Source organism: Streptomyces lincolnensis (genome assembly GCF_021173675.1).
Lineage (GTDB): Bacteria > Actinomycetota > Actinomycetes > Streptomycetales > Streptomycetaceae > Streptomyces > Streptomyces lincolnensis_B.
Genome location: NZ_JAIHON010000005.1, coordinates 42164 through 63838 on the forward strand (window position 1 = coordinate 42164; position 21675 = coordinate 63838).

The 21675-nt window shown below is 69.9% G+C and carries 20 protein-coding genes; 9 read left to right on the forward strand and 11 right to left on the reverse strand.

Annotated elements, in window-relative coordinates:
• Positions 1 to 21 precede the first annotated feature (21 nt).
• Positions 22 to 651: a hypothetical protein gene (locus tag K4B79_RS14530; RefSeq protein WP_232026986.1), complete on the forward strand. Its 630-nt coding sequence runs from the start codon at positions 22 to 24 to the stop codon at positions 649 to 651.
• Here K4B79_RS14530 and K4B79_RS14535 read toward each other — a convergent pair.
• A complete protein-coding gene (locus K4B79_RS14535) occupies positions 644 to 1279 on the reverse strand; it encodes a response regulator transcription factor (protein ID WP_232026987.1) in 636 nt (211 codons plus the stop codon). The two genes, K4B79_RS14530 and K4B79_RS14535, sit on opposite strands and share 8 nt — an antisense overlap.
• A gap of 109 nt (positions 1280 to 1388) precedes the next feature.
• On the opposite strand from K4B79_RS14535, the gene K4B79_RS14540 reads away from it, so the two are divergent.
• Positions 1389 to 2291, forward strand: coding sequence for an MBL fold metallo-hydrolase (locus K4B79_RS14540; protein ID WP_232026988.1), 903 nt, complete (start codon positions 1389 to 1391; stop codon positions 2289 to 2291).
• A 65-nt stretch (positions 2292 to 2356) separates the two neighbouring features.
• Here K4B79_RS14540 and K4B79_RS14545 read toward each other — a convergent pair whose 3' ends face one another.
• The 4 genes from K4B79_RS14545 to K4B79_RS14560 form a co-directional block, all read right to left on the reverse strand.
• Positions 2357 to 2869 (reverse strand): flavin reductase family protein, encoded by a 513-nt coding sequence (locus K4B79_RS14545; RefSeq protein WP_232026989.1) that lies wholly within the window; start codon positions 2867 to 2869, stop codon positions 2357 to 2359.
• A gap of 143 nt (positions 2870 to 3012) precedes the next feature.
• Positions 3013 to 4260 (reverse strand): sensor histidine kinase, encoded by a 1248-nt coding sequence (locus K4B79_RS48260; RefSeq protein ID WP_232026990.1) that lies wholly within the window; start codon positions 4258 to 4260, stop codon positions 3013 to 3015.
• Between the two features lie 92 nt (positions 4261 to 4352).
• Entirely contained in the window at positions 4353 to 6785 is a 2433-nt protein-coding gene (locus K4B79_RS14555; RefSeq protein WP_232026991.1) for a TOMM precursor leader peptide-binding protein, read from the reverse strand.
• Between the two features lie 7 nt (positions 6786 to 6792).
• Positions 6793 to 6975: a hypothetical protein gene (locus K4B79_RS14560; RefSeq protein ID WP_232026992.1), complete on the reverse strand. Its 183-nt coding sequence runs from the start codon at positions 6973 to 6975 to the stop codon at positions 6793 to 6795.
• Positions 6976 to 7256: 281 nt separating this feature from the next.
• On the opposite strand from K4B79_RS14560, the gene K4B79_RS14565 reads away from it, so the two are divergent.
• The gene (locus tag K4B79_RS14565; RefSeq protein WP_232026993.1) at positions 7257 to 8807 is read left to right on the forward strand and encodes an MFS transporter; all 1551 of its coding nucleotides are present in this window, start codon (positions 7257 to 7259) and stop codon (positions 8805 to 8807) included.
• A 1-nt stretch (position 8808) separates the two neighbouring features.
• Positions 8809 to 9810, forward strand: a complete 1002-nt coding sequence (locus tag K4B79_RS14570; RefSeq protein ID WP_232026994.1) for a zinc-binding dehydrogenase — start codon at positions 8809 to 8811, stop codon at positions 9808 to 9810.
• A gap of 101 nt (positions 9811 to 9911) precedes the next feature.
• On the opposite strand, the gene K4B79_RS14575 is transcribed toward K4B79_RS14570, so the two are convergent.
• Positions 9912 to 11390, reverse strand: a complete 1479-nt coding sequence (locus tag K4B79_RS14575; protein WP_232026995.1) for an FAD-dependent monooxygenase — start codon at positions 11388 to 11390, stop codon at positions 9912 to 9914.
• Between the two features lie 323 nt (positions 11391 to 11713).
• Between K4B79_RS14575 and K4B79_RS14580 the strand changes: the two genes are divergently transcribed.
• Positions 11714 to 12571, forward strand: coding sequence for a hypothetical protein (locus K4B79_RS14580; protein WP_232026996.1), 858 nt, complete (start codon positions 11714 to 11716; stop codon positions 12569 to 12571).
• Here K4B79_RS14580 and K4B79_RS14585 read toward each other — a convergent pair.
• From K4B79_RS14585 to K4B79_RS14600, 4 genes are all read right to left on the reverse strand, one after another.
• The gene (locus K4B79_RS14585; RefSeq protein WP_232026997.1) at positions 12559 to 13416 is read right to left on the reverse strand and encodes an aldo/keto reductase; all 858 of its coding nucleotides are present in this window, start codon (positions 13414 to 13416) and stop codon (positions 12559 to 12561) included. The two genes, K4B79_RS14580 and K4B79_RS14585, sit on opposite strands and share 13 nt — an antisense overlap.
• Positions 13350 to 14546, reverse strand: a complete 1197-nt coding sequence (locus tag K4B79_RS14590; protein WP_232026998.1) for a cupin domain-containing protein — start codon at positions 14544 to 14546, stop codon at positions 13350 to 13352. Before K4B79_RS14590 ends, K4B79_RS14585 begins: the two co-directional genes overlap by 67 nt.
• Positions 14547 to 14623: 77 nt before the next feature.
• Positions 14624 to 14791 carry a hypothetical protein gene (locus K4B79_RS14595; RefSeq protein ID WP_232026999.1) on the reverse strand — a complete coding sequence of 56 codons (168 nt, stop codon included), beginning with the start codon at positions 14789 to 14791 and terminating at the stop codon, positions 14624 to 14626.
• 172 nt (positions 14792 to 14963) lie between these two features.
• A complete protein-coding gene (locus tag K4B79_RS14600) occupies positions 14964 to 15455 on the reverse strand; it encodes an ATP-binding protein (protein ID WP_232027000.1) in 492 nt (163 codons plus the stop codon).
• Between the two features lie 255 nt (positions 15456 to 15710).
• On the opposite strand from K4B79_RS14600, the gene K4B79_RS14605 reads away from it, so the two are divergent.
• Both K4B79_RS14605 and K4B79_RS14610 read left to right on the forward strand, forming a co-directional pair.
• Positions 15711 to 17054, forward strand: coding sequence for a transcriptional regulator (locus tag K4B79_RS14605; protein ID WP_232027001.1), 1344 nt, complete (start codon positions 15711 to 15713; stop codon positions 17052 to 17054).
• A 73-nt stretch (positions 17055 to 17127) separates the two neighbouring features.
• Positions 17128 to 18300 (forward strand): serine hydrolase domain-containing protein, encoded by a 1173-nt coding sequence (locus tag K4B79_RS14610; RefSeq protein WP_232027002.1) that lies wholly within the window; start codon positions 17128 to 17130, stop codon positions 18298 to 18300.
• Positions 18301 to 18464: 164 nt separating this feature from the next.
• Here the strand turns inward: K4B79_RS14610 and K4B79_RS14615 are convergent, their stop codons facing one another.
• The gene (locus K4B79_RS14615; RefSeq protein ID WP_232027003.1) at positions 18465 to 18722 is read right to left on the reverse strand and encodes a hypothetical protein; all 258 of its coding nucleotides are present in this window, start codon (positions 18720 to 18722) and stop codon (positions 18465 to 18467) included.
• A 468-nt stretch (positions 18723 to 19190) separates the two neighbouring features.
• Between K4B79_RS14615 and K4B79_RS14620 the strand changes: the two genes are divergently transcribed.
• The gene (locus K4B79_RS14620; protein ID WP_232027004.1) at positions 19191 to 19466 is read left to right on the forward strand and encodes a GntR family transcriptional regulator; all 276 of its coding nucleotides are present in this window, start codon (positions 19191 to 19193) and stop codon (positions 19464 to 19466) included.
• A gap of 74 nt (positions 19467 to 19540) precedes the next feature.
• On the forward strand, positions 19541 to 21667 hold the full coding sequence (locus tag K4B79_RS14625) for an AIPR family protein (protein WP_232027005.1): 2127 nt from the start codon (positions 19541 to 19543) through the stop codon (positions 21665 to 21667).
• Positions 21668 to 21675: the final 8 nt, after the last annotated feature.

Sequence of the window (21675 nt, forward strand, 5' to 3'; positions counted from 1 at the left end):
GGCATCCGACGAGGAGATGACATGCCCGACATCGCCGGGACCCGGACGTCGGACTCTGTGACGCTGCATCTGTGGTCGCTGCACGAGGAGGTCGTCGTGGAGGGCCGGGCCGACGGCTCCGTCGTGCTGCGCCACGGCACCCGGGTGTGGAACCTGCACCGGCCCTGCCTCCTGGTGCGCGTCGCGCTCGACCGCATGACCCTGGGTCCGGTGCGGCTCGACAACCTCACCGGAGTGCCGGTGCGGCCGGGCGACAGCGGCGGGTGCGGCGAACTGGCCGAACTGATGTGGTCGTTGCGGTGCATCGCGGAGCTGGTGGTGCACACGCTGGGCCACGACGATCCGCGGGGCCCGCTGCTGTCGGTGTACTGCTCGGCCGGTTCGGCTCCCTTCCGTCCCAAGCGTCCGCCCGACGGGAGCCGGGTACGGCTCGTCCCGGGCGCGGTGAGCGGGCGGGAGGGCGACGAACCGGTGATGGTCGCACCCCGGTCCGCGCATCGCGTGCGGGCGCACCGGCCCGAGGTGACGGACCTGCTGACCGCACTGCACCGGCCCCTGGACGTGCGCAGGGCCGCGGCGGCGGTGTCGCTGCCCGCGGACGTGGCGGCGGAGATCCTCGCGTATCTGGTGGGTGCCGCCCTGGTCAGATGAGCCAGCCGGCGTCCCGGGCGATGCGTACGGCGTCGAGTCGGTTGCGCGCGTTGAGCTTGGTCACCACGGCGGTGACGTAGTTGCGGACCGTGCCCACCGACAGATGGAGCCGGGCCGCGATCTCGGGTGCCTCCGCGCCCTCGGCCACCAGCCGCAGGACCTCCGACTCCCGTGCCGTCAGCGGGTCCTGGGAGGTGCCCCAGGCGGCCAGGGCCAGCTTGGGGTCGATGACCCGGTGCCCCGCGTGCACCCGGCGCACGCCCTCCGCGAGGTCTCTGGGCGGCGCGTCCTTGAGAAGGAATCCGAAGACCTGGGAGTCCAGGGCCCGGCGCAGGGTGCCGGGGCGGCCCAGGCTGGTCAGGATCAGGACCCGGCACTCGGGCAGTACCAGGCGCAGTTCGCGGGCGGCGGTCAGACCGTCGATGCCCGGCAGGTCGATGTCGATGATCGCGACGTCCGGCCGGTGCAGCAGCGCCTGCGGGACGATCTCGTCACCCCGCTCGACTTCGCTGACCAGCTCGAAGTCCTGCTCCAGGCCGAGCAGCGCCGCCAGCGCGCCGCGCACCATGTGCATGTCCTCGGCCAGCAGTATCCGTATCTTGCCCGTCTTCATGATCCCCCTCTTCATGATCACAAGCGTGTCTCGAATACTACTCAAGTCAGTTTTCCGGTCGCTCTCCATTACGGGTCGGCAGGGTTGGGTTTTCCGACATCCGCCCCGTCCCTCTGGAGCTCTCATGGCACTCCCCCGCACGCAAGAGGTCGCCGACCGGGTCTTCGCCCAGGTGCAGCCGGACGGCGGGTGGTGCCTGAACAACGCGGGCATCCTGGCCGGGGACGGCGAGACGGCGCTGGTGGACACCGCGGCGACCGAGCGGCGCTCGCTCGCCCTGCGGGACGCCGTGCGGTCCGTGACACGCCACGCACCGCGCTATGTCGTCAACACCCACTTCCACGGCGACCACACCTTCGGCAACTACGTGTTCACGCCGGGCGCGGTGGTCATCGGCCATGAGCGCACGCGTACGGAGATGACCGAGGCCGGTCTGCATCTGACCGGGCTGTGGCCGGACGTGGAGTGGGGCGCCCTCGTGCTCGACCCGCCCTCGGTGACCTTCCGGGACCGGATGACGCTCCATGTCGGCGGTATCGAGGCCGAGTTGGTGCATCTGGGCCCCGCCCACACCACCAACGACACCGTGGTCTGGCTGCCCGCGCAGCGGGTGCTGTTCACCGGCGACCTGGTGATGTCCGGGGTCACGCCGTTCTGCCCGATGGGCTCGGTGACCGGTTCACTGGACGCCGTCGCACGGTTGCGGGAGTTCGGCGCCGAGACCCTGGTGACCGGGCACGGGCCGGTGTGCGGTCCGGAGGCGCTCGACGTCGCCGAGTCGTATCTGCGCTGGGTGTACGACCTGGCCGCCCAGGGTGTCGCCGCGGGCGTCGACCCGCTGGAGGTGGCACGCGAGACGGATCTGGGCGAGTACGGCGAACTGCTCGACTCCGAGCGCCTGGTACCGAACCTGCACCGCGCCTACGCCGAGGTGCGCGGCGCCGAGCGGGGTGTACCGATGGACATCGGCGCGCTCTTCAAGGAGATGATCGAGTACCACGGCCGGCTGCCGGCCTGCCACGCCTGAGAGCCTGTGTGACATCCCCGGGCGGGGCCCTCGGCGGGCGCCCGGCCGGGGATGTGGCACAGGCCCTATCCGCGTACGGCCGCCAGTTCGGCTCCCTGGCGCCAGACGCTGTAGGCGCCGCGCTGGTAGAGCAGGGGGCGGCGCCGGTGCACCTCGGCCGCCTCCACACGGGCCACCACGATCCAGTGGTCGCCCGCCTCGACGTGCTGCACGACCCGGCACTCGGCGTGGGCGAGGGCGACGTCCTCCAGGACGGGCGCGCCGCCGGCCAGCGCGGCGGGCCGCCAGCGCAGGCCCTCGAACTTGGCCTCGGCCTTGCTCGCGAACAGGTCGGAGGCCGCGCGGCCGTTCTCCGCCAGGACGTGCAGGACGAAGGAGCCCGAGTGCCGCAGCGCCGGCAGGGTCTGCGAGCCCTTGTCCACGCACACCAGGAGCAGCGGCGGGTCGGCGGAGACCGCCGTCATCGCGTTGCAGGTGAAGCCGCGGGGCGAACCGTCCGCGTCCACCGTCGTGATGATGGAGACCGAGGTGGGAAAGGAACCGAAGAGCTCGCGGAAGCGCCGGGTGTCCACCGCCATTCCACTGCACCGCCAATCGGGATCGGGTTGTCTGCGGCCCGGGGTGTCGAGCCCCTGGCAGCGTCCGCTTCCCGGGTGGAGCCCCGCTGGACAGGAACTCGACCGGCCGGGCACCCTCGCGGCCGGGGACGTGACACAGGCTCTCAGTCGCCCGCGCGCTGCGCGGGGAACCCGACCGGACAGGTGGGGACGACGGCCTCCAGGCTGAAGCGTCCGTCGTCCAGCCGGTCCGCCTCCAGCGTGCCGCCCACCAGACCCAACCGCGTGCCGAGGTTGCCGAGGCCGCTGCCGCTGGTCGGCGAGGGGCCGGTGCGGGGCTCGTCGACGCCGTCGTTGAGCACCGACAGCCGCACCGCCCCGTCCGTCATCCGCGCCGCTATCTCGCAGTGGCGCACCTTGCTGTGGCGCAGCACGTTGGTGACGCCCTCCCGCAGCACGGTCGCGAGGACGGTCTCCACCTGCGGGTCGAGCTCGGCGACGGAGACCCGCACGTCCACGCTGACGTCGGCCGCGCCCAGCACCGATCTGGCCGATGCCGCCTCGTCGGCCAGCGAGAGCGTGCGGTAGCCGCTGGCGACCGTGCGGACGTCGGCCAGCGCCTGGCGGGAGATCTCCAGCAGGCTGGAGACCTCGGCCTGGGCCCGCTCCGGATGGGCCGGCACCAGGCGGTGGATGAGCTCGCCCTTCAGCGTGATGGCCGACAGGCTGTAGCCGAGCAGGTCGTGCAGGTCCCGGGCGAAGCGCATCCGCTCCTCGACCACGGCCATGCGCGCGAGTTCCTGACGGGCCCGGTGCATCTTGTCCACGAGTTCGGCGAGGCTCGTCAGGGCGTAGACCACCAGCCCCGTCAGCAGGGTCGACTCGCACAGATAGACGCTGTCGAGCAGGGACCGGCCGACCAGCACCGGCTGGACCAGCATGCTCAGACCGACCGCGCCGTACGCCGCCCAGCCGTACGCGCCGGGCAGCAGGAGCAGCAGCGATCCGGCGAGGAAGCCCGCCATGGAACCCCACTCGGAGGCGTACACCAGCAGCGGCAGATAGGTGACCAGCACCTGCAGGGTCAGTGTCGTCGCCCGGCGCCGGACCGACACCCGCCGGGCGGACGGCGCGGAGTGCACCATCTGGAGCACGAAGACCGCGCCGAGGCCGAGGGCGCTGCCGGCCTTGTCGATCGGGGGAAGGTCCTCACGCAGCACGTTGAGCACGGTGATGAGCAGATACGACAGCAGGACGGCGGCCAGGATGCCACGGGCCAGGCGCGGTGCCGGGATGTCCCCGAAGCTGGTGGGTACGCCCGTGGTCTGCGCTAAGAGCGGATTGCCGGCCGGTAGGGGCAGCCCTCCCGGCGAGTCCGTCTCGGTTCGACCGGGACTGTCCGTGTCGGGCACGGCGCCCCTCCCCTCCGTAGCCGAACAGTTTCACGCCGCAACTATAGGCAGCCTGTGTGACAGGCACGCAACGCGCGCATCCGCAGCGGATGTCAGATGAAAAGGGGGATGGGGTTGAGCTCGTCGTAGGGCGTCGGCGCCGCCAGCCGGCCGAGCGCGACCGGGACGTCGTACAGGCGTCCGGGGCCGAACCTGGCCCAGAAATGGCGCAGTCCGGGCACGACGACCTTGACCACGGGCAGGCCGGTGTCGGGCCGGGTCTGGTCGAGGACGAGCAGTTCCATGCCCCGGGCGGCGACCAGCGCGGCGGCCGCCGCGATGTCGTCGCGCAGATCGGCCCGCGGGGTGTACGCCCAGGAGGCGGGCGTCCGGGGCTCGGCGGCCGGATCGGGCCGCAGGAAGGGCCGGCGCGCGACGGTCGCCGTCCGCCACCAGGTGCGCGGTTCGGGATCGTCGACGGCGTATCCGGTGCCGTCGGACCGCGCCCCCGCCACCGCGGGGAGCAGCTGGCCGAGTTCGGTCAGGGCGCGGCGCAGGGCGACGGCCGGGTCGAAGTGGGCGCCGAAACCGAACACGATGTCCTCGACGGGCCGGTCGGTCCGCCGGGAGACGGCCGCGAGAGCGGGGACGCCGAGGTCGGTGGTGAGGTCGAGCACCCAGGTCTCCCGGTGCATCGCGCGAAACCCGTCGATCAGGCGCCGCACCCAGGGAGCGTCGAACGCGCCCAGGTCGACGGCGGGTTGGCGGGTGCGGTTGTACCACCACAGGGCCACCGCGTCGCGTTCCACCAGTTCCATGAAGCCCTGCAGTACGGCGTCCTCCAGGCTGCCGCCCGCGGCGTTGCCGTTGGAGTCGGCGCGCGGTCCGTCGGCGTCGGCGGCCCGTGGGTCGAAGTAGAGGAGCGAGGTCGGCAGCAGGCGGTGCCGGCCGGCGGTGAGCGACCAGACCGGGGTCCATTCGGTGGGCCGGTCCTCGTCGAAGGGCGCGGGGACGTACTGGAAGTGCGCGGCCCGCGCGTTCCACCCGTCGCGGTCGCGGAACTGCCGCTCGTCGTAGAGCTGGCAGGCGTTGGGGTGGATGGCGTCGGCGCCGAGGGACCGGTAGGTGTCGAGGACGACGGGTTCGTCGCCGTGGCGGGTGGCGCTGTACCGCTCGACGGCCTCGCACAGCGCGCTCACCCGCGCCTCGGCCGGGTCGAGTCCCTTGCCGCCGCTGAGCGCGCGCAGGCCGGCCCGCAGTCCGGCCAGGGTGTGCGCCTCGGTCGCCAGGTTGTGGCCGGACAGATAGCAGTCGAGGAAGCCGGGTGAGCGCGGGTCGCGCCGCAGTTCCTCGACCACGCCGGTGACCGGCCCGACCAGATGGCCGTGGCGCTCCAGCATCTGCTCGGGTGTCAGGACGCGGTGGCCGTTGCCGGCCACGGCCGCCTTGGGGCGGGAGCGGGGCACGTACGGCCGCCGCACCTGACGGGACACCAGGCCGGGGTCCCCGCAGTCGGGGCACTGCGGCCGCCGGCGCACCGGGTGCAGGGTGCTGCGCCGCCGCAGTGTGTCGTACGCGAGGAGACCGGCGCGCTCCGGTCCGCGCAGGCCGGCCAGCCACTGGGCCGCCTCGAGAGCCGCCAGCTGGAAGCCGAGGACACGGGTCGCGGCGAGCGAGGCGCCGGGCCTCGGCACCGGCGCGTCCCCACCGAGCGCGCGTCTGAGGGGTGCCTCGGAGCGGCGGTGGAGGCGCAGGCGTGAGGCTAGGCAGGACCAGCAAGGGCCCGGGTCCGCGGTGGACGCGCTCGGCGTGCTGAGGACGGGGCCGATCCACACCTCGGGACCGTGCACCTTCACGGGCAGCCAGGGCACGCCGGACTCCCGCTGCCGCGCGTCCAGTTCACGCAGCCGGGGGTCCAGGTAGTCCGTGCACAGCACGAGGGTGAGGGCGGGGGCTGGGACTGGGGCGGGGACTGGGGTGAGGGCGGGGACTGGGGCGACAGGGTCGGCCCCGGTGTCGCCGCCGGTGGGTGACGGGCGCAGTCCGGCGGCCTCGCAAGCCGCGAGGAGGGCGGCGCGATCGGCGTCGGCGTGGGTGGCGCGATCGGAGTCGGAGTCGGCGCGCGGTCCGTCGGCGTCGGCGTCCAGCACGATCACCCGCACCGTGTCCCCCGCCAGCCGCTCCTCGGCGGCGGTGGCGTCCAGGCCCGCATGGTCCCAGTACGCCTGGGCGACGGGGTCGAGGCGGGAGGACGGGGCGTGGCCGCAGACGAGTCCGGCCTCGGTGAGGGCGCGGACGGCCTCGGCGCTCAGCTCGGGGGCGAGCTGCGTCGAGGCGGCCCGCTGGAGGGCGGCAAGGGTGCGGGTGCCGTCCAGGAGGGGTGCCACCACCTCGGCCGAAGTGCCGCGCACGGCGAGCACACTCTCGGCGGAGAGCAGGTAGACGGCTTCTCCCGGCACGACCACGCTGCGCAGATGGCGCTTGAACCCGACGATGCCTTCCCCGTCGGCCGCGCGCGCGTGCCGCGCCCTCCACACCTCGGTCATCCGCCGGTCACTCCGTGTGGCTCGCCACGGACGCGCCGTCGGCGGCCGGCAGGGTGCGGACGCACACATAGAAGAGTGCGGCGCCCGACGGGTCGGGACGGTCGAGGTTCTCGACGGTCAGTACGGCGTCCGTTGCCGGGTTCAGGTTCTCGACGACGGCGCCGTGGGGTGTGCGCGGAGAGTGCTGCATGGCTGCTTTCCCTTTCCGACGTGGTGGCCGGCGCCGGCAGGCCGACGCCGTTGACAGGGATTCTGCGAAGCCCGGCCGACGGAGGGCAGTGGTCCCGTCACATGTGGACCGTGAACTTTTCACGTCTTCGCGCCATGCCGGAATCCCGCAGCCGGGACCGGGCGATCCTCGGGAGGGCGACATCCCTCCCTTGCACTTGCGAGGAGGTCGACGACGATCGTACGGTTCGATGGATACCAATCTGATCGATGATCATCGAACTCATTGCTGACATCGAACCCATGACTGTCGAACTCATAACTAACGAGGAGTGCGCGATGTCCACCACGGACACACCCGGAGCCACGGACACACCGGCAGCCACGGACCGGCGGAACTGGCGGATGCTGCCGGTGATCCTGGCCGCCTTCTTCATGTACGGATTCGACGGCAACGTCGTGAACGTGACGATCCCGTCCCTCCAGGCGGACCTGAACGCCGGACAGGCGGCCCTCGAACTGATCGTGGGCGGCTATGTCTTCGCCTACGCGGCCGGGCTGGTGCTCGGCGGACGCCTGGGCGACCTCTTCGGCTACCGGCGGATGTTCCTGGCCGGCATGGCGAGCTTCACCGTCGCCTCGGTGCTCTGCGGTCTCGCGCAGAACCCGACCCAGTTGGTGGTCTTCCGGATGCTCCAGGGACTGACGGCGGCCGGCATGGTCCCGCAGGTGCTCGCCCTGATCACCTCCACCTTCCCGGTCGAACAACGCCCGCGCGCCCTCGCCTGGTTCGGCGTGACCGGTGGCCTGAGCGGCATCTGCGGTCAGGTACTGGGCGGTCTGCTGCTGGTGTCCGACGTGTTCGGTCTCGGCTGGCGCGTGATCTTCTTCGTGAACGTCCCGGTCGGCATCGTCGTCATCGCCCTCGCCCTGCGCCTGCTGCCCACCGCCACGTCCGGCCGGCGGCCCGGGCTGGACGGCATCGGCGTCCTCGGCATCTCCGGCTCGCTCGCCCTCGCCCTGGTCCCGCTGATCCTCGGCCGTGAGCACGGGTGGCCCGTGTGGGCCTGGGTCCTGCTGGTGGCCTCGGTCCCGGCGATGACGGCGGCGCTGTGGTGGGAGCGCCGGGTCGCGCGCACGGGCGGCCAGCCCCTGCTCGACCTCACGCTGTTCCGCAGCAAGGTCTTCAACGCCGGACTCGCCATCAACGCGGCCTTCATGGCCTTCTTCACCAGTTACGTCTTCGTGCTGAGCCTGCTGCTGCAGACCGGCCTCGGCTTCAGCGCCCTGCACGCGGGCCTGATCTTCGCCCCGACCGCGGTGCTCGCCATGGTCGCCTCCCTGAAGGGCAAGGGGCTGGTCGCCAAGTACGGACTGCAGATCCTCACCATCGGCTCGCTGATCACCGCCGTGAGCGTCCTGGTCACCGCGGTCGGCCTGCAGGCCCAGGGCGGCGGCATCACCCAGCCGGTGCTGCTGGTGTCCACGGCCCTGATGGGCATCGGCAACGGCCTCATCCTGCCGTCCCTGATCGGCGCCCCCATGGCGGGCGTCAAGCCCGCGCAGGCCGGTATCGCCTCCGGCATGCTCTCCACCACCCAGCAGTTCGCGAGTGTGACCGGCGTGGCCGTCCTGGGCGCGATCTTCTTCGCGAAGCTCGGTGACGGAACCGGCGCCGACGCCTACGCCTCCGCCACCGAGCTGGCCGCCTGGGTCGCGCTCGGCGTCATCCTGGTGATGACGGCCCTGGTCACCGTGCTGGCGCGGGCCGCGGCGGCGTCGGCGGCCGAGGCCGCGGAGCAGGCCCGGAGCGACGAGGCGCCCTCCGGGGGCGTGGCCCCCGCGAAGGCCTGACGTGCGCGGCTTCGTCACCGATGCCACAGTGCCCGGCGGGCTCCGGCTGACCGACGGTCTCCCGGAGCCCGCCCCGGCCCCGCACGAGGCCGTCGTAGAGGTCCGGGCCTTCTCCCTCAACCACGACGAGGCCAATCTCATCCGTCGCCGACCCCATGGCTGGCGGCCCGGCCAGGACACCGCCGGCGTCGTGGTGCGCGCCGCCGCCGACGGCACCGGTCCGCGCGAGGGCACGCGCGTCGTGGCGTACATGGACTGGGAAGGCTGGTGCGAGCGCATCCCGATCGCCGGCCACCGCACCGCCGTACTCCCCGACGAGGTCTCCTTCGAACAGGCCGCGACCCTCCCGGTGGCGGGACTCACCGCGCTGCGGGCCCTCCGGGTGGGCGGCGCGCTGCTCGGCCGGAACGTACTGGTCACCGGGGCGAGCGGAGGCGTCGGACAGTTCGCCGTACAGCTGGCGGTGGCATCGGGGGCCCGGGTGACCGCCCATGTGACCCGACCGGAGCGGGCGGCGGAGGTGCGCGCGCTGGGCGCTCACCACGTGGTGACGTCACTCGCCGAGAACGCCGAGAACGCCGAGGGCGGCGAGGGCGGCGGTGTGTTCGGGCCGCCCGGACCATCCGAGCCATCCGATTCGTACCGGCCGTCCGGGCCGTTCCACCTCGCCCTCGACGGCATCGGCGGCCCCCTGCTGCCGCAGGTCATGCACCGGATGGCGCCCGGCGCGACCACCGTCCTCTACGGCAACATCGGCGGCCCCGCCGAGGTGCGCATCCTCGACTTCGCGGGATACGCCCCGAACAGCAGGCTGATGGGTCTGGTCAGCCCGATCCCCGACGAGACGAAGGGCGAGGACCTGGCGATCCTCGTCGCCCTGATCGCCGACGGGCGTCTGACCCCCCGCATCGGCCTGCGCGACACCTGGGACCGCACGCCCGAAGCCTTCGCCGCCCTGGCGGCACGCGCCTTCCGGGGCAAGGCGGTCCTGGTCCTGCCGTAGCCCCGCACGCTCTCCTCCGCACGCGGGCGGGGCGCCCGATCCCCCGGGGCGCCCCGTCCGTTCATGTCCGATGGGCCTGCTTTTTATGGCCTGGTTGTTCTTTACGGCCTGGCCGCGGGCTCACCGAACCACTTCGTCAAGGTCGGCTCCAGCCCGTCCCCGGTGGTGTCGCCGGCCGGTGCCGCCCAGGCGACGTAACCGTCGGGCCGGATCAGCAGGGCGCTCGCGGCGAGGTCGTCGGCGCGGGCGCGCACCGTGTCGACCAGGGGCCGGCGCGCACCGCCCGCGAAGGCGGGGGCGCCGTCGGAGAGGTCGAGGAGGACGCCGTGGCCGCGGTGCAGGAGGTCGTAGACGCGACGTTCGCCGTGGTCGGTCTTCAGCACCGCGTCGGGGATCCGCCGCCCCGAGAGGGGATGGTCGCCGGCGGCCGGTTGCACGACGTCGAGGCCGTTGATCATGCCGGTGAGGAAGTCCCGTACGTCGTCGAAGTCCAGCAGGAGGTCGAACAACTCCCGCAGCGCGCTGACCTTGTCGCCCGGTTCCATCAGGGCGACCTGGGCACGGGTGTTGTGCAGCACGGCGGCGGCGACCGGGTGGCGTTCCTCCTGGTAGGTGTCCAGGATCTCCGCGCCCACCCACCCTTTGAGGACGGCCGCCAGCTTCCAGCCGAGGTTCGCCGCGTCCTGGATGCCGAGGTTGAGCCCCTGCCCGCTGGCCGGGAAGTGGATGTGGGCGGCGTCCCCGGCCAACAGGACCCGGCCCACCCGGTACCTCTCGGCCTCCCGTGTCGCGTCTCCGAACCGCGACAGCCAACGGGCCCCGCGCATCCCGTAGTCGGTACCCGCGATCGACCGGTACGCGGTACGCAGCACGTCGATGTCGAGCGGGGCGTCCCGGTCGGTGACCTTGTCGAACTCGACGGTGACCACGCGGTACAGCCCCGGCGTGAGCGGGAACTGCATGGCGACGCCCTTGGTGTGCCGGGGCATGGAGCCGGTCACCGGCTGGTCCAGACCCGGCAGTTCCACGTCGCCGACCATCGCGGTGAGCGTGGTGGGCGTACCGGGGAAGCCGACGCCGAGAAGCTCGCGCACGGTGCTGTGCCCGCCGTCGCAGCCCACCGCGTACGCCGCCCGCACCTCGTACGTCCCCTCACCCGCCTCGCCCGCCTCGACCGTGAGCGCCACGCCGGCCGCGTCCTGCTCAAGTCCGGTGACGCGGGCACCGAAACGGAGTTCGACACCGAGCTCCAGGGCCCACTGCTCCAGCAGCCGCTCGGTGTCCGCCTGCGGAATACGCAGCATGTACGAGTACTCACCCGCGAAACGCTCGAAGTCGAGCTTCCGGATCCCCGCGAAATGCCCGACCGGCACCTTGGGATGCCCCTCCGCCAGGAACCGGTCCACGACCCCGCGCTGCGCCAGAACCTCAAGGGACCGAGCATGCAGACCAAGCGCCTTGGAATGCCCGGTGCGCTCCGGCAGCGCTTCGACTACAACCACCTCCGCACCCCCCAGCCGCAGTTCGCACGCCAACATGAGCCCCGTCGGCCCACCGCCCACGATCACCACGTCCGCCATCCGTCACCCTCCCAAAGCCGGCCACCCACCGACACCCGGCCACTGATCGGAACCATCCTTCGCACTTCACCCGCCAGCCTCCGATCTCCCACTGGAGACTGACTTGAGGCGGGGGGGCTTGACGGGGTCTGTGTTTCGCGCAACTCACCGAGCACGGACATCAATTGCTCCGACGCGACTGCCCTGACCCCCGAGAAACTCATCCGCCGACCGGGCCCGGCGGGCGACGTAGTGACCTCCTGCCGCAGCGCATCACAGCGACAGCAAACGCTCGCGGCGCTCTCGGGCGGCCCCTCCCGCCCACCACTGCTACGGTCGCTTGCATGAAGCTCTCGGTCTCCAGGGGTCGGGCTGTTGATCTACGGGTGCAGCCGGTCGACGAGGTTCTTGACCGTGTCCAGCGATCTCTTGGCGTCCGCTTGCTCCCGAACACGATGGTGCGGAAGCGTCGATCTGTGGGGGCCAGAACAGACCGACACACCTGGGTGCGGGTCGAGCGGCGCGTGCTCGACAAGATCCCTGATCAGGGGTGGAACGGCACGGAAAGTGCCGCGTGCTTGCAAGGCGTCGCCCAGCCCGAATGGCTCGGCTGTGTGGTCTGGCGGGATACGGACGAGCCGGCGATGTGGCGAGCCGACGAGACCGAACTCCTGCCGGGGGCTCCCGTCGGCAACGCCATCTTGGGTGAAGCCCCGGAGCTGGCGGACCCCTGGTGGGAGGCGTTGAACGCCTCTTTGGACGCTCTGGCAGCACAGCAAACCGGACGGGTGGCCACGCCGGACACGGTCACCGTCACCCAGGACCTCGTCACCGACTCCATCCGCGGTGTCTTCTCCGACGACGTGGACACGACCGTGGAGCGCTGGGTGCCGGCCCACGCGGACCTGAACTGGGCCAACATGACCGCCCCGACCTTCAGCCTCTTCGACTGGGAAGACTGGGGCAACGCGCCGCAGGGCCTGGACTCGGCCTCGCTGTGGGCGAGTTCCCTTGCTGTCCCGGCCCTGGCCGATCGCGTACGGCACGAGCGCCGGTCCGACTTCGAGAGCCGAGACGGCAAGGTGATGACGTTGTTCGCCTGCGCGAAGATCCTCGGCCCGCACGCACACCCGGAGGACCCTCGGCTAGAACCCGCCCGGGCCATGGCCGAGCAGGTCATCAAGGAACTTCAGACGAGCTGACCGCTCAAGCCGTCCCGAAGCAGACTCCGATACTCCTGGACGGTCCGCTCCTCGACGTCGTCCGCCAGGGCACCCACGAGTTCTCCCAGATGGGCGGGCTCATCGGTGCCCACCGCGACGGAACTGACTCGCGGGAGATGATAGGCAGTCCTGAACGCCGCCTGCCTGCAGGTGAGTTGGCTGCCGTCCCGGAGAAAAACGCGTGGGTCTATCTTGTCCCACACCGGAGTGCTGGCACTGCCTCCGAAGGGGCTCATCCCCCACACCTCGCCACCGTCCAGGCCCCACGCCTTGGCGAGAGCCTCCGCGGTATCCAGCACCCTGGCCCCGACCAACAAGCCGGCCCGGACCATGAGGACCGCCGGCCTGGGGCCAGTTCTGTCGAGGAGGCTCAGCATCGGTGCCGGGTCCCAGGAGGCAACGCCCCAAGCGGCGCACATCCCCTTGGCCGCAGCGTGGTCGAGGGCCGCACACGCCTGCATCAAGACGTCCTGGTCGCGACGGGTGCTATCACGGAGCGACTGTTCCGGGTTGTGCAGGAACACCAGGTCCGGCTCCCGCCCGAGCTCCTTGGCCGCCTGTTCCACAGCCGCTTGTAGCCGTACGGGATCCAGGGAGTGCTCAGCCCCACCCGGCTTCGGGAAGTAGCCGACCTTCGTCGAGACGGTGAACTTCGGCAGCAGATCACCGGCTGTCCGGGCCAGGACCTGATGGGAGCGGAAGCCGAGATAGTTGGTGCTGGTGTCGAGTGCGGTGACACCGAGGTCCAGCGCTCCAGTCAGGAGACGGCGTTCGTGACGAGACCGGTGTAGCCCGAGGACAACTCGGGGGTCAGTACCGCGCACAACTCCTCCTTCACCAGGATCTCGGCGACCTCCACGACGTCGGCCCCGACAACGGCCGCTGCCTGCTCCAGCTGGACCGGCCTGCCGCTCAGCAGCAGACGCAGTGCGGGCAGAGCCTTGGACGCGAGGGTGAGCTTCTTCCCCGAGGCCACGACGTCGACGGTCTCCCCGCCTTCCTGGATCCGGGGCCGGAAGCGGGTCGTACAGACCACAGCGTCGAGCGGCCCCAGTACGTCAAGGAACGGCACATGCCGAGGCAGCGATGTCTCCTGCTCGTACGCGGCCAGGAAGTCGGCCGGGGAGCGTTCGCCGACGAGCTCGGTGGCGGCCGCGGTCAGGGCATCGCCGCCGGTGCCGTGCCAACGATCGAGGTCGTGCCGGAAGACCTCCTGCTCACGGCACCAGTCGGCCAGCCACGCGAGCCAGCTCGCTCCCGTGCGCTTGGTAATACCGAAGGTGACATGAAGGCTCTTACCTGAACCGCTGCCCGCTCTGGTCGCCTGGTGCCAATGGCCTCGGGGGATGTGCATGACGTCACCGGTCCGCATGACGCCGGACCAGATGATCTCGTCGCTCGGAGTGCTGTTGGGGTCGGAGTCCCGGTACATCGGAACCTTGCGAGAGGTCGCGCGTACTTCCCACTCCTTCTCCCCCGCGAGCTGGACGATGACGACATCGTGGTCGTCCCAGTGCAGGGGGAAGCCGGCGGCGGCGTTCGTCGTGAGGTACGCGTTGACCTGGACTCGCTCGTGGGACCACCACTGGAGGGCCCGGCAGGCGACCTCCATCGTCGGATCAAAGACGTTGGCCTGGTCCATGATCATGGTCGCACCTTCGCCCAGGAGCCTGCCCAGGCTGCGCATGTTGACCATGGGGATGCTCTGGCCCCGCGGACTGACGCTGTCGGTGTAGTAGATGGCCGGGTGAACCTCCTCGCCCTTCTGGAAGCACCGGAACTGCGGGCGGTTCAGGCTCCGGCGCATCGCGATGTCGAGCAGGCGGTTCGGTGTCATGATCCGGGAGACGAGTCCAGGATCGTCGATGGTCCCGCGTACGAAGTCATTGCCGAGTTCCTCCGCTCCGTTCCATCCGAGCGCTGTCTCGACGGCGCTGATCAACCGATGTTCCATCGCTACGTCCTCCATGGTTCGGCTTTGTGGTGGGGACACGGTGGGGGCCGTCAAGGCCGACCCCCACCGCTTGGTGCCTACTCGCCGTCGTGCAGGTTGCCGTCGCCACCGGGCCAAGGCGCATCGCCGGAGCTTCCCTGGTTGTCGGACCGGAGACTGTCGTACCGGTCGTGGACGGCGGTCAGCTCTTCGACCACCACCAGGAGGCCACCTCGGGCCGGAGGCGCTGCCGTGTGCTCTGCCACTTCGTGCTCCTTCCTCTTCGGTTCTCCCGCCGGAGCTCCGGCGGGAAGTCATGGCCGTCCCACTGCGCGTCCTCGGTGGACTCCCGTGTGCTGGGTTCGATGTCGCGACGGGCAGGCCGGAAGACCACGCCAGGACCAGGTGGCGGTACCACTCGCAACACGCGCCGTCCCATCACGTGACCGCCCGAGTGAACGACTCCTGCTCGCTCGCGACTCGGTGCTTCGGTCGTAGTGCAAGCAGCTTGCGCAGAACGGAGGTTCGGACGATGGATGCCGCAGCGGGGAGCATGATCTCGGCCCATACACGTTTCCCGCAGCCGGAGGGCTCCCAGGCACAACGCGAAGCGAGAAGACCCACCAGCGCGAGACCGCGCCCGCTCTCTTCGTCGTTCTGAGCACAACTCATGTGCGGAGCAGCAGAGTTGAAGTCGACGACCTCGATCACCAGGCGGCCTGCTGTGTAATTCAGCGTGACGACGACGGGTCCCGTCCCATGGATCACAGCGTTGGTGATGAGCTCGGAAGCGACAAGACGGACAGCATCGGCGATCTCGTCGTCCATCGTTACGCCCCATGCACGGACCTGGTCGATGACCTTGCGCCGGGCGAACGGCACATCCTCCGCCGTACCTGCGAGGACGAATCGATGGGAGAGCGTGGACATGGGGGATGCCTCCGAAGAGCCGGAAAGCAGCCCCGCCCCCGACGAGGGACGCTGGGGCGGAACCGCCGATCTGAGGAACCGTTCCGGAAGCGGACACTTCAGCGGGCTCTGCGGGACGGCTGATACTCAGTCAACGGCCCTCACCGGCAAGGCGGAACGTTTCTAGGGGGTTCCTCATGGGGACGCCCTCCCCGTACACGGCCCCACGCGCAGTAGCCTCCCCATTACGCCGTGAGGGATGACGGGAGTGATGACATGCCTGGTGAGCCGTTGGCGGTCCACCCGCTGAGCTTCCTCCGCCAGACGCGCGGATGGGGCAAGTCCGAGTTCGCCCGCATCATGCAGGCGCACGGGAGGTCACTCGGAATCCCGCTCGCCACCAACCGCACCACCGTGTGGAAGTGGGAGCAGGGCCAGGAGCCGGACGCCGACGCCCAGCGCGTTCTCGCAGACTTACTGCGCGTCCCGCACGAGAAGGCGCGGGAGGAAGGTTGGCCCCGATGGCTCCCAGTCTGGGAGGTCACGGGACTCACCGCCCCGTGGACCGAGGCCGGTACCGTTGAGGCGTTGACCGAACTCGTCGGGAGTGGCCGCATGGACCGCCGGGGCTTTCTCACCATCACCGGCGCCGCCCTGACGGGCCTCGCGGCAAGCTGGGTGGACGCGCCGACCGCCTTCGCCTCGGCCCTGGGCGGGGACCAGGTCACGGACACGATGGTCTCGACGATCGAGCAGCGCATCAGCACGCTCCGCACCCTCGACGACCAACTCGGCGGCGCCACGCTCCTGGAGCAGGCACGCGGCGATCTCGCCCTCGTCACCGGCCTCTTGAGCACCGGCTGGTACACGGAGAACATCCGAATCCGCCTCTACGCCCTGGCGGCCCGGGTGTCGCACCTGACCGGTTGGATGGCCTACGACGCTGGCCTGCGGTCCGCCGGCCAGCGCTACTACGTCGGGGCTCTACGCAGCGCCCGCACCGCCGGCGACGACGCGTTCGGTGCCTTCATCCTCGCGGAGATGGGAGTTCACGTCTCCGAGTCCGGACGCACCGCGGAGCGCGTAGCCCTCATCTCGACTGCCATCGACAACGCCCCTCGCACGCTGTCGCCGTACACCCAGTCGTTCCTTTACCTGCACAAGGCCGAGGCACTGTCCCGCGACGGCGACCACCGGAACGCCGGAACAGCGCTCAACCGTGCCGTGTCCCACTGGGAGCGCCACACCACGGAGGAAAACCCGGACTGGCTCACCTGGTTCGGTGAGGCTCAACTGAAGTCGACCGAGGGCAAGGTCCTACTTCGGGCTGGTCAGGTGGAGCGCGCTACAGGCTCCTTGGAGGCCTCCGTGAGGAGTGCGGCTCCTCGGGACAAGGCCGTACGCTCCAGCCGCCTGGCCGAGGCCCGGCTCGCCGGCGGCGACCTGGAAGGGGCGCTGGACGCCGCGAACTACGGCACCGAGCTCCTGGAAAGCAGCGTCAGCTCCGTACGGGCCGTGGACCGCTTGAAGGAATTCTCGGCACGACTCGAACCGCGCAAATCCGTCCCCGCTGTCCGTGAGTTCCGCGAGCGCCTCCAGGCGCTGCCCATCGCAGCCTGACAGCCGCCGTCCCGGGCTCCGGAGGTGGTCCCGCGCCCATGGAGCAGACGGTCGCGATGCCAGGATGGACGGCATGACGACGATCGACGGTGAGGTCGCAGCTGGGTTCGAGCCGGTGCGCGAGGCGTTCGCGGCGAACTTCTCCGAGCATGGAGACATCGGCGCGGCGGTGTGCGTGTACCAGTACGGCAAACCGGTGGTGGACCTGTGGGGAGGCGTCGCCGATCCCACAACCGGTCGTCCGTGGACCCGGGACACGCTGCAACTCGTCTACTCGGCCACCAAGGGAGCGACCGCGACCGCGGCACACCTGCTGGCCGAGCGCGGCGCCTTGAACCTGGACGCGCCGGTGGCGAAGTACTGGCCGGAGTTCGCCGCGAACGGCAAGGCGAACATCCCGGTGCGCTGGCTGTTGTCCCACCAGGCCGGCCTGATCACACTCGACCAACCCGTCCCGCTGAACGAGGCGTTGACCTGGCACCCGATGACGGCCGCGCTGGCCGCTCAGCGCCCCCAGTGGACTCCGGGCACGGCACACGGATACCACGGCCGGACCTGGGGCTGGCTCGTCGGCGAGGTGATCCGCCGGGTATCCGGCCAGACGCCGGGCCGCTTCTTCGCCGACGAGATCGCCGCCCCGCTCGGGCTGGACTTCTTCATCGGACTGCCGGCGCGCGAACGCGCCCGAGTCAGCCGCATGATGTACCAGCGACCGGCCGTCGACCTCACCACCGTGCCCGCCGAGTCGGTCCCCGAGGACCTCCGCGAGCAGGTTGCCGCGTGGCGGGATCCGACGTCGTTCAGCAACAGGGCGTACGTGGTCACCGATCCCGCCGAGATCGACTTCGACTCACCCGAGGTACAGGCCGCGGAACTCCCGGCCTCCAACGGCATCGGCACCGCACGCGCACTGGCACGGATGTATGCCGCGCTGATCGGCGAGGTGGACGGTGTGCGCCTGCTCGCCCCGGAAACCCTCGCGTCGGCGACCAAGGAACAGGCCGGAGGAAAGGACCAGGTCATGCTGATCCCAAGCCGGTTCAGCTCCGGCTACACGCTGCCCACCGAGACCAATCCCATGATCGGGCCGAACTCCTTCGGCCACACGGGCCGAGGCGGCTCACTCGGTTTTGCCGACCCGGAGCACGGCATCGCGTTCGGCTATGCGATGAACAACATCATCGGGGGCTCCGACGACGTCCGTGCGCTGTCGCTGGTCGATGCGGTGCGTCGGTCTCTGGCGTAACGGCTTCCTTCGTGTTTGGCCTTCCCGCGCCGTCACGCACGGGCCGGGTACAGCATCGGCGGTGGGGGTGGGCTGGGTGCGACTTGGCTCAGAAAGGCTTCTGGGGCCTTCCCCTACGAGGTCACACCCAACCAGCAGCACCCCGACTGGATGCCTCTACGCCATCAGTTCCTGTCAGCCGCCATGATGCTGACGCATTCTTCGAGCGCTGCATGCAACGACGGTACGAAAGCGGCGAGTTCGGCGTCCGACGACTTGCCTCCCTCCAGAACGGCGCCGACGACCGCCGCCAGGACTGCGGCGGCCTTCAGGGTCTGCATGTCGGCCAGCTCGTCGAACCAACCGCCGGGACGTGCGACTACCAACGCCTCTTTGCCGGTGGCCGGGTCAACGCCGAGACTGCGCAAGCGCCCTGCGCTCATGCGGCAACCTCCGACGGGATGTAGTCCTGACCCAAGGTTGCGAGCACTGCCGCCCGACGCCGCTCTTGCTGGAGGCGCCGGTGGTCTCGTTCATCCCGTTCGCGTTCCCATACGGCGAGGTAGGGCCTGACCAGGGGCAGGCCGTCGACAAGGACAGTGTCCGCCGGGTAGGGCCGCGTCCGGCGGCCAGAGGAGGTCTGGCACTCGGACGCGAGCGGGGAGGCCGTGAAGGGTGATGACGTATAGGCGACGCGATGCCTAGCGCGAGGCGGCAGGAAGAGGCTCAGGAACACGGCCAGTAGTCTGCGCATAGGTCGACTCCTATTCAGTCGGCTCAGCCCCGGCACGGAAGCTCTCACCCTTCCCGCCGGGGCGTTTCGTTTCCCTCCATAGTACCTACTTGTATCGCCTCGTATCGAGACGTATCTCAAAGAGCGTGCATCACCCTCCTTGCTTAGCGTCGACTCCATGAACCCTGACGCAGAGATCGATCACGGCGCCCCACTGACCCCGTACCGGCAACTGGCCGAGATCCTGCGTGCGCAGATCCGGCGTGGTGACTGGCCGCCCGGCCGGATGCTCCCGAGTGAGGCCCAGCTTGTGCAGCGGTACGGGATCGCGCGGACAACCGTGCGGCGGGGGCTTGGCCTGCTGGTGGACGAAGGGTGGGTCTACGCCGTTCCACAACGGGGGTGGTTCGTCAGCGACCCTCTGCCGCCTACCCCTCAAAGCCCCGCTCAGTGACAACGGGAACACCTTGAGGTCGATCTTCACCCTATACGCTTGTTCTATAAGAGAGTTACGGAACAGGGGCGGCCATGAGCAAGCTGCACATCGAGTACATCCGCAACGCCATCGACGAGCGGTACACCAGTCTGCTGGACCTGACGGACCTGCCGAAGTCAGCTGGGGAGAATGGGCGGCGGCAGGCGTTTCTCAGTCGCGGGATCGCGGCGCTCGCTGTGCAGAACGAGCACCAGGTCGGTCCGCGGGCTGCCGCTGCCTGCGTCTTCGACGGTGCTGACGACCGAGGGATAGACGCGATATCGGTGGAGCTCAGCGCCCCGCAGCCGCGTATCTGTCTGGTGCAAGCAAAGTGGAGCGACGCCGGCAAAGGCGGGTTCGACGAGGAGGCGGTGCACAAGCTGTTCCGCGGCCTCGACCTGCTTTTCGACCGGGCTTACTCGAAGTTCAACAGTCGCTTCCAGCCACTGGTGCCGGATCTTCAGCAGGCTTTCGACCTGGGTCTGCCGAAGGTCACCATCGTTCTGGCCCTGATGCGGACCGCTCCCCTCGACCCCAAGGTGCGTGAGCTTCTTGAGGAGAAGGTCGCCGCGCAAAATGAGGTCGACGAGATCGTCGACTACAAGGTTCTCGATCTGCGTGATTTCCACCGGGCAATCTTGGGTGACGCGGCGACACCCAAGATCGACGCCACGGTCAGGCTCGACGGGTTCGTACAGGAGTCGACACCGTACAAGGCGCTCTACGGCACTATGACTGTCCCCGAGTTAGCGGACCTATACAGCGAGCACCGGCGGGGACTCTTCGCCCGTAACATCCGTGATTCCCTCGACCTGACCGACGTCAACGTCAAGATCCAGAACACACTGCTCGAGCAGCCGGAGCACTTCTGGTACTTCAGTAACGGCATCACCATGCTGTGCGAGACGATCAAGCCTGTCGGGCGGGCCGTCCCCGGCAAGGTCGGCGACTTCAAGCTGACCGGCATCAGCGTGGTCAACGGCGCACAGACCGTGAGCGCCCTGCACCGGGCCTTCGTCAAGGACCCCGACACGGCGCAGATCGGCAGAGTCACAGTGCGGCTGATCTCGCTGGAGGACTGCCCGGAGGGGTTCGGTGACCAGGTCACCACCACGACGAACACGCAGAACCCGATTGAGGAGCGGGACTTCAAATCCCTCGATCAAGGGCAGATCCAGCTGCGCGACGACTTCGCCCTGTTGCTGCACCGCAGCTATGTCATCAAGCGCGGAGAGCGCCTGCCAGACCCGCAGCACGGCTGCTCTCTCACCGAAGCAGCCGAGGCCCTGGCCGCCGTCCACCCCAATGCCCAGCTCGCGGCGGTCGCCAAGCGTGATCAGAATCTCGCGGGGCTCTGGGAGGACAGCGTCTACGAACAAATCTTCGGCGCGACTCCAAACGTTTACCGGGTCTGGCGCTCGGTCGAACTGCTGCGCGCGGTCCGTGCGGAGCTCCAGGCGCTCCGCGACGGCCTGCTCTGGCGCGCCGACGCCGCCGCCTCGCACGGCGATCTCCTCGTCACCCACATCGTGTTCCGGCGACTGAGTACCACCGCCATCGAGAGCCCGGACTTCGACTGGGCGGGGGAACTCGCCAAGGTGCCTCAGCTGGTACGGGACACCTTCGCGTGGGTGTTGCGCGCGATCGACGACGAGTACGGCAAGAGCAGCCACATCATCGCCGCGGTCCGAAACGCCGAACGCATGCAGCGTGTGGTGCGGGCTGCAATGCGCGGCCTCGACTCCGACAAGACCGCACCCGCACTGCAGGATGGCTACCAGGTCGCCGGTGCCGAGCAGCGTGGACGACAAGTCAACGCCGTCACCACTCTCATCTCGGCCGACCGCATCCCGGAGGGCACGGACCTCGAGTTCCGCCCCTACTCCCGGCCGGAGCGGCGAGAGATGACCGAGTGGCTGACCGCGAATCCGGATCGTGCCCGCGCGACCTGGTCGAACGAGCGGGGCACCAGGAACCCGCTGCGCTGGGCCGCGGACGGAAAGTGGTATTCGCCCAGCGGCCTGGCACGCAAGATGCGTGCCGAGGCCTCCGGGGTGGACACCTCGACACAGGGCACGATCCGGTGGTTCGTACCCGACCAGGGCTCGCTCGAAGAGCTGGCGTACGAGGTGCGGCAGAGCGAGGGAACCGACACGGACACCGGTCCCACCGAGCAGTAGCCGGCAAG

Coding starts and splice junctions, on each gene's coding strand:
- K4B79_RS14565 (WP_232026993.1), top strand. CDS start 7,257: ATGACTGTCGAACTCATAACTAACGAGGAGTGCGCGATGTCCACCACG.
- K4B79_RS14535 (WP_232026987.1), bottom strand. CDS start 1,279: ATGAAGAGGGGGATCATGAAGACGGGCAAGATACGGATACTGCTGGCC.
- K4B79_RS14555 (WP_232026991.1), bottom strand. CDS start 6,785: ATGACCGAGGTGTGGAGGGCGCGGCACGCGCGCGCGGCCGACGGGGAA.
- K4B79_RS14625 (WP_232027005.1), top strand. CDS start 19,541: ATGAGCAAGCTGCACATCGAGTACATCCGCAACGCCATCGACGAGCGG.
- K4B79_RS14560 (WP_232026992.1), bottom strand. CDS start 6,975: ATGCAGCACTCTCCGCGCACACCCCACGGCGCCGTCGTCGAGAACCTG.
- K4B79_RS14530 (WP_232026986.1), top strand. CDS start 22: ATGCCCGACATCGCCGGGACCCGGACGTCGGACTCTGTGACGCTGCAT.
- K4B79_RS14615 (WP_232027003.1), bottom strand. CDS start 18,722: ATGAGCGCAGGGCGCTTGCGCAGTCTCGGCGTTGACCCGGCCACCGGC.
- K4B79_RS14575 (WP_232026995.1), bottom strand. CDS start 11,390: ATGGCGGACGTGGTGATCGTGGGCGGTGGGCCGACGGGGCTCATGTTG.
- K4B79_RS14620 (WP_232027004.1), top strand. CDS start 19,191: ATGAACCCTGACGCAGAGATCGATCACGGCGCCCCACTGACCCCGTAC.
- K4B79_RS14540 (WP_232026988.1), top strand. CDS start 1,389: ATGGCACTCCCCCGCACGCAAGAGGTCGCCGACCGGGTCTTCGCCCAG.
- K4B79_RS14590 (WP_232026998.1), bottom strand. CDS start 14,546: ATGGAACATCGGTTGATCAGCGCCGTCGAGACAGCGCTCGGATGGAAC.
- K4B79_RS14600 (WP_232027000.1), bottom strand. CDS start 15,455: ATGTCCACGCTCTCCCATCGATTCGTCCTCGCAGGTACGGCGGAGGAT.
- K4B79_RS14580 (WP_232026996.1), top strand. CDS start 11,714: ATGAAGCTCTCGGTCTCCAGGGGTCGGGCTGTTGATCTACGGGTGCAG.
- K4B79_RS14605 (WP_232027001.1), top strand. CDS start 15,711: ATGCCTGGTGAGCCGTTGGCGGTCCACCCGCTGAGCTTCCTCCGCCAG.
- K4B79_RS14610 (WP_232027002.1), top strand. CDS start 17,128: ATGACGACGATCGACGGTGAGGTCGCAGCTGGGTTCGAGCCGGTGCGC.
- K4B79_RS14545 (WP_232026989.1), bottom strand. CDS start 2,869: ATGGCGGTGGACACCCGGCGCTTCCGCGAGCTCTTCGGTTCCTTTCCC.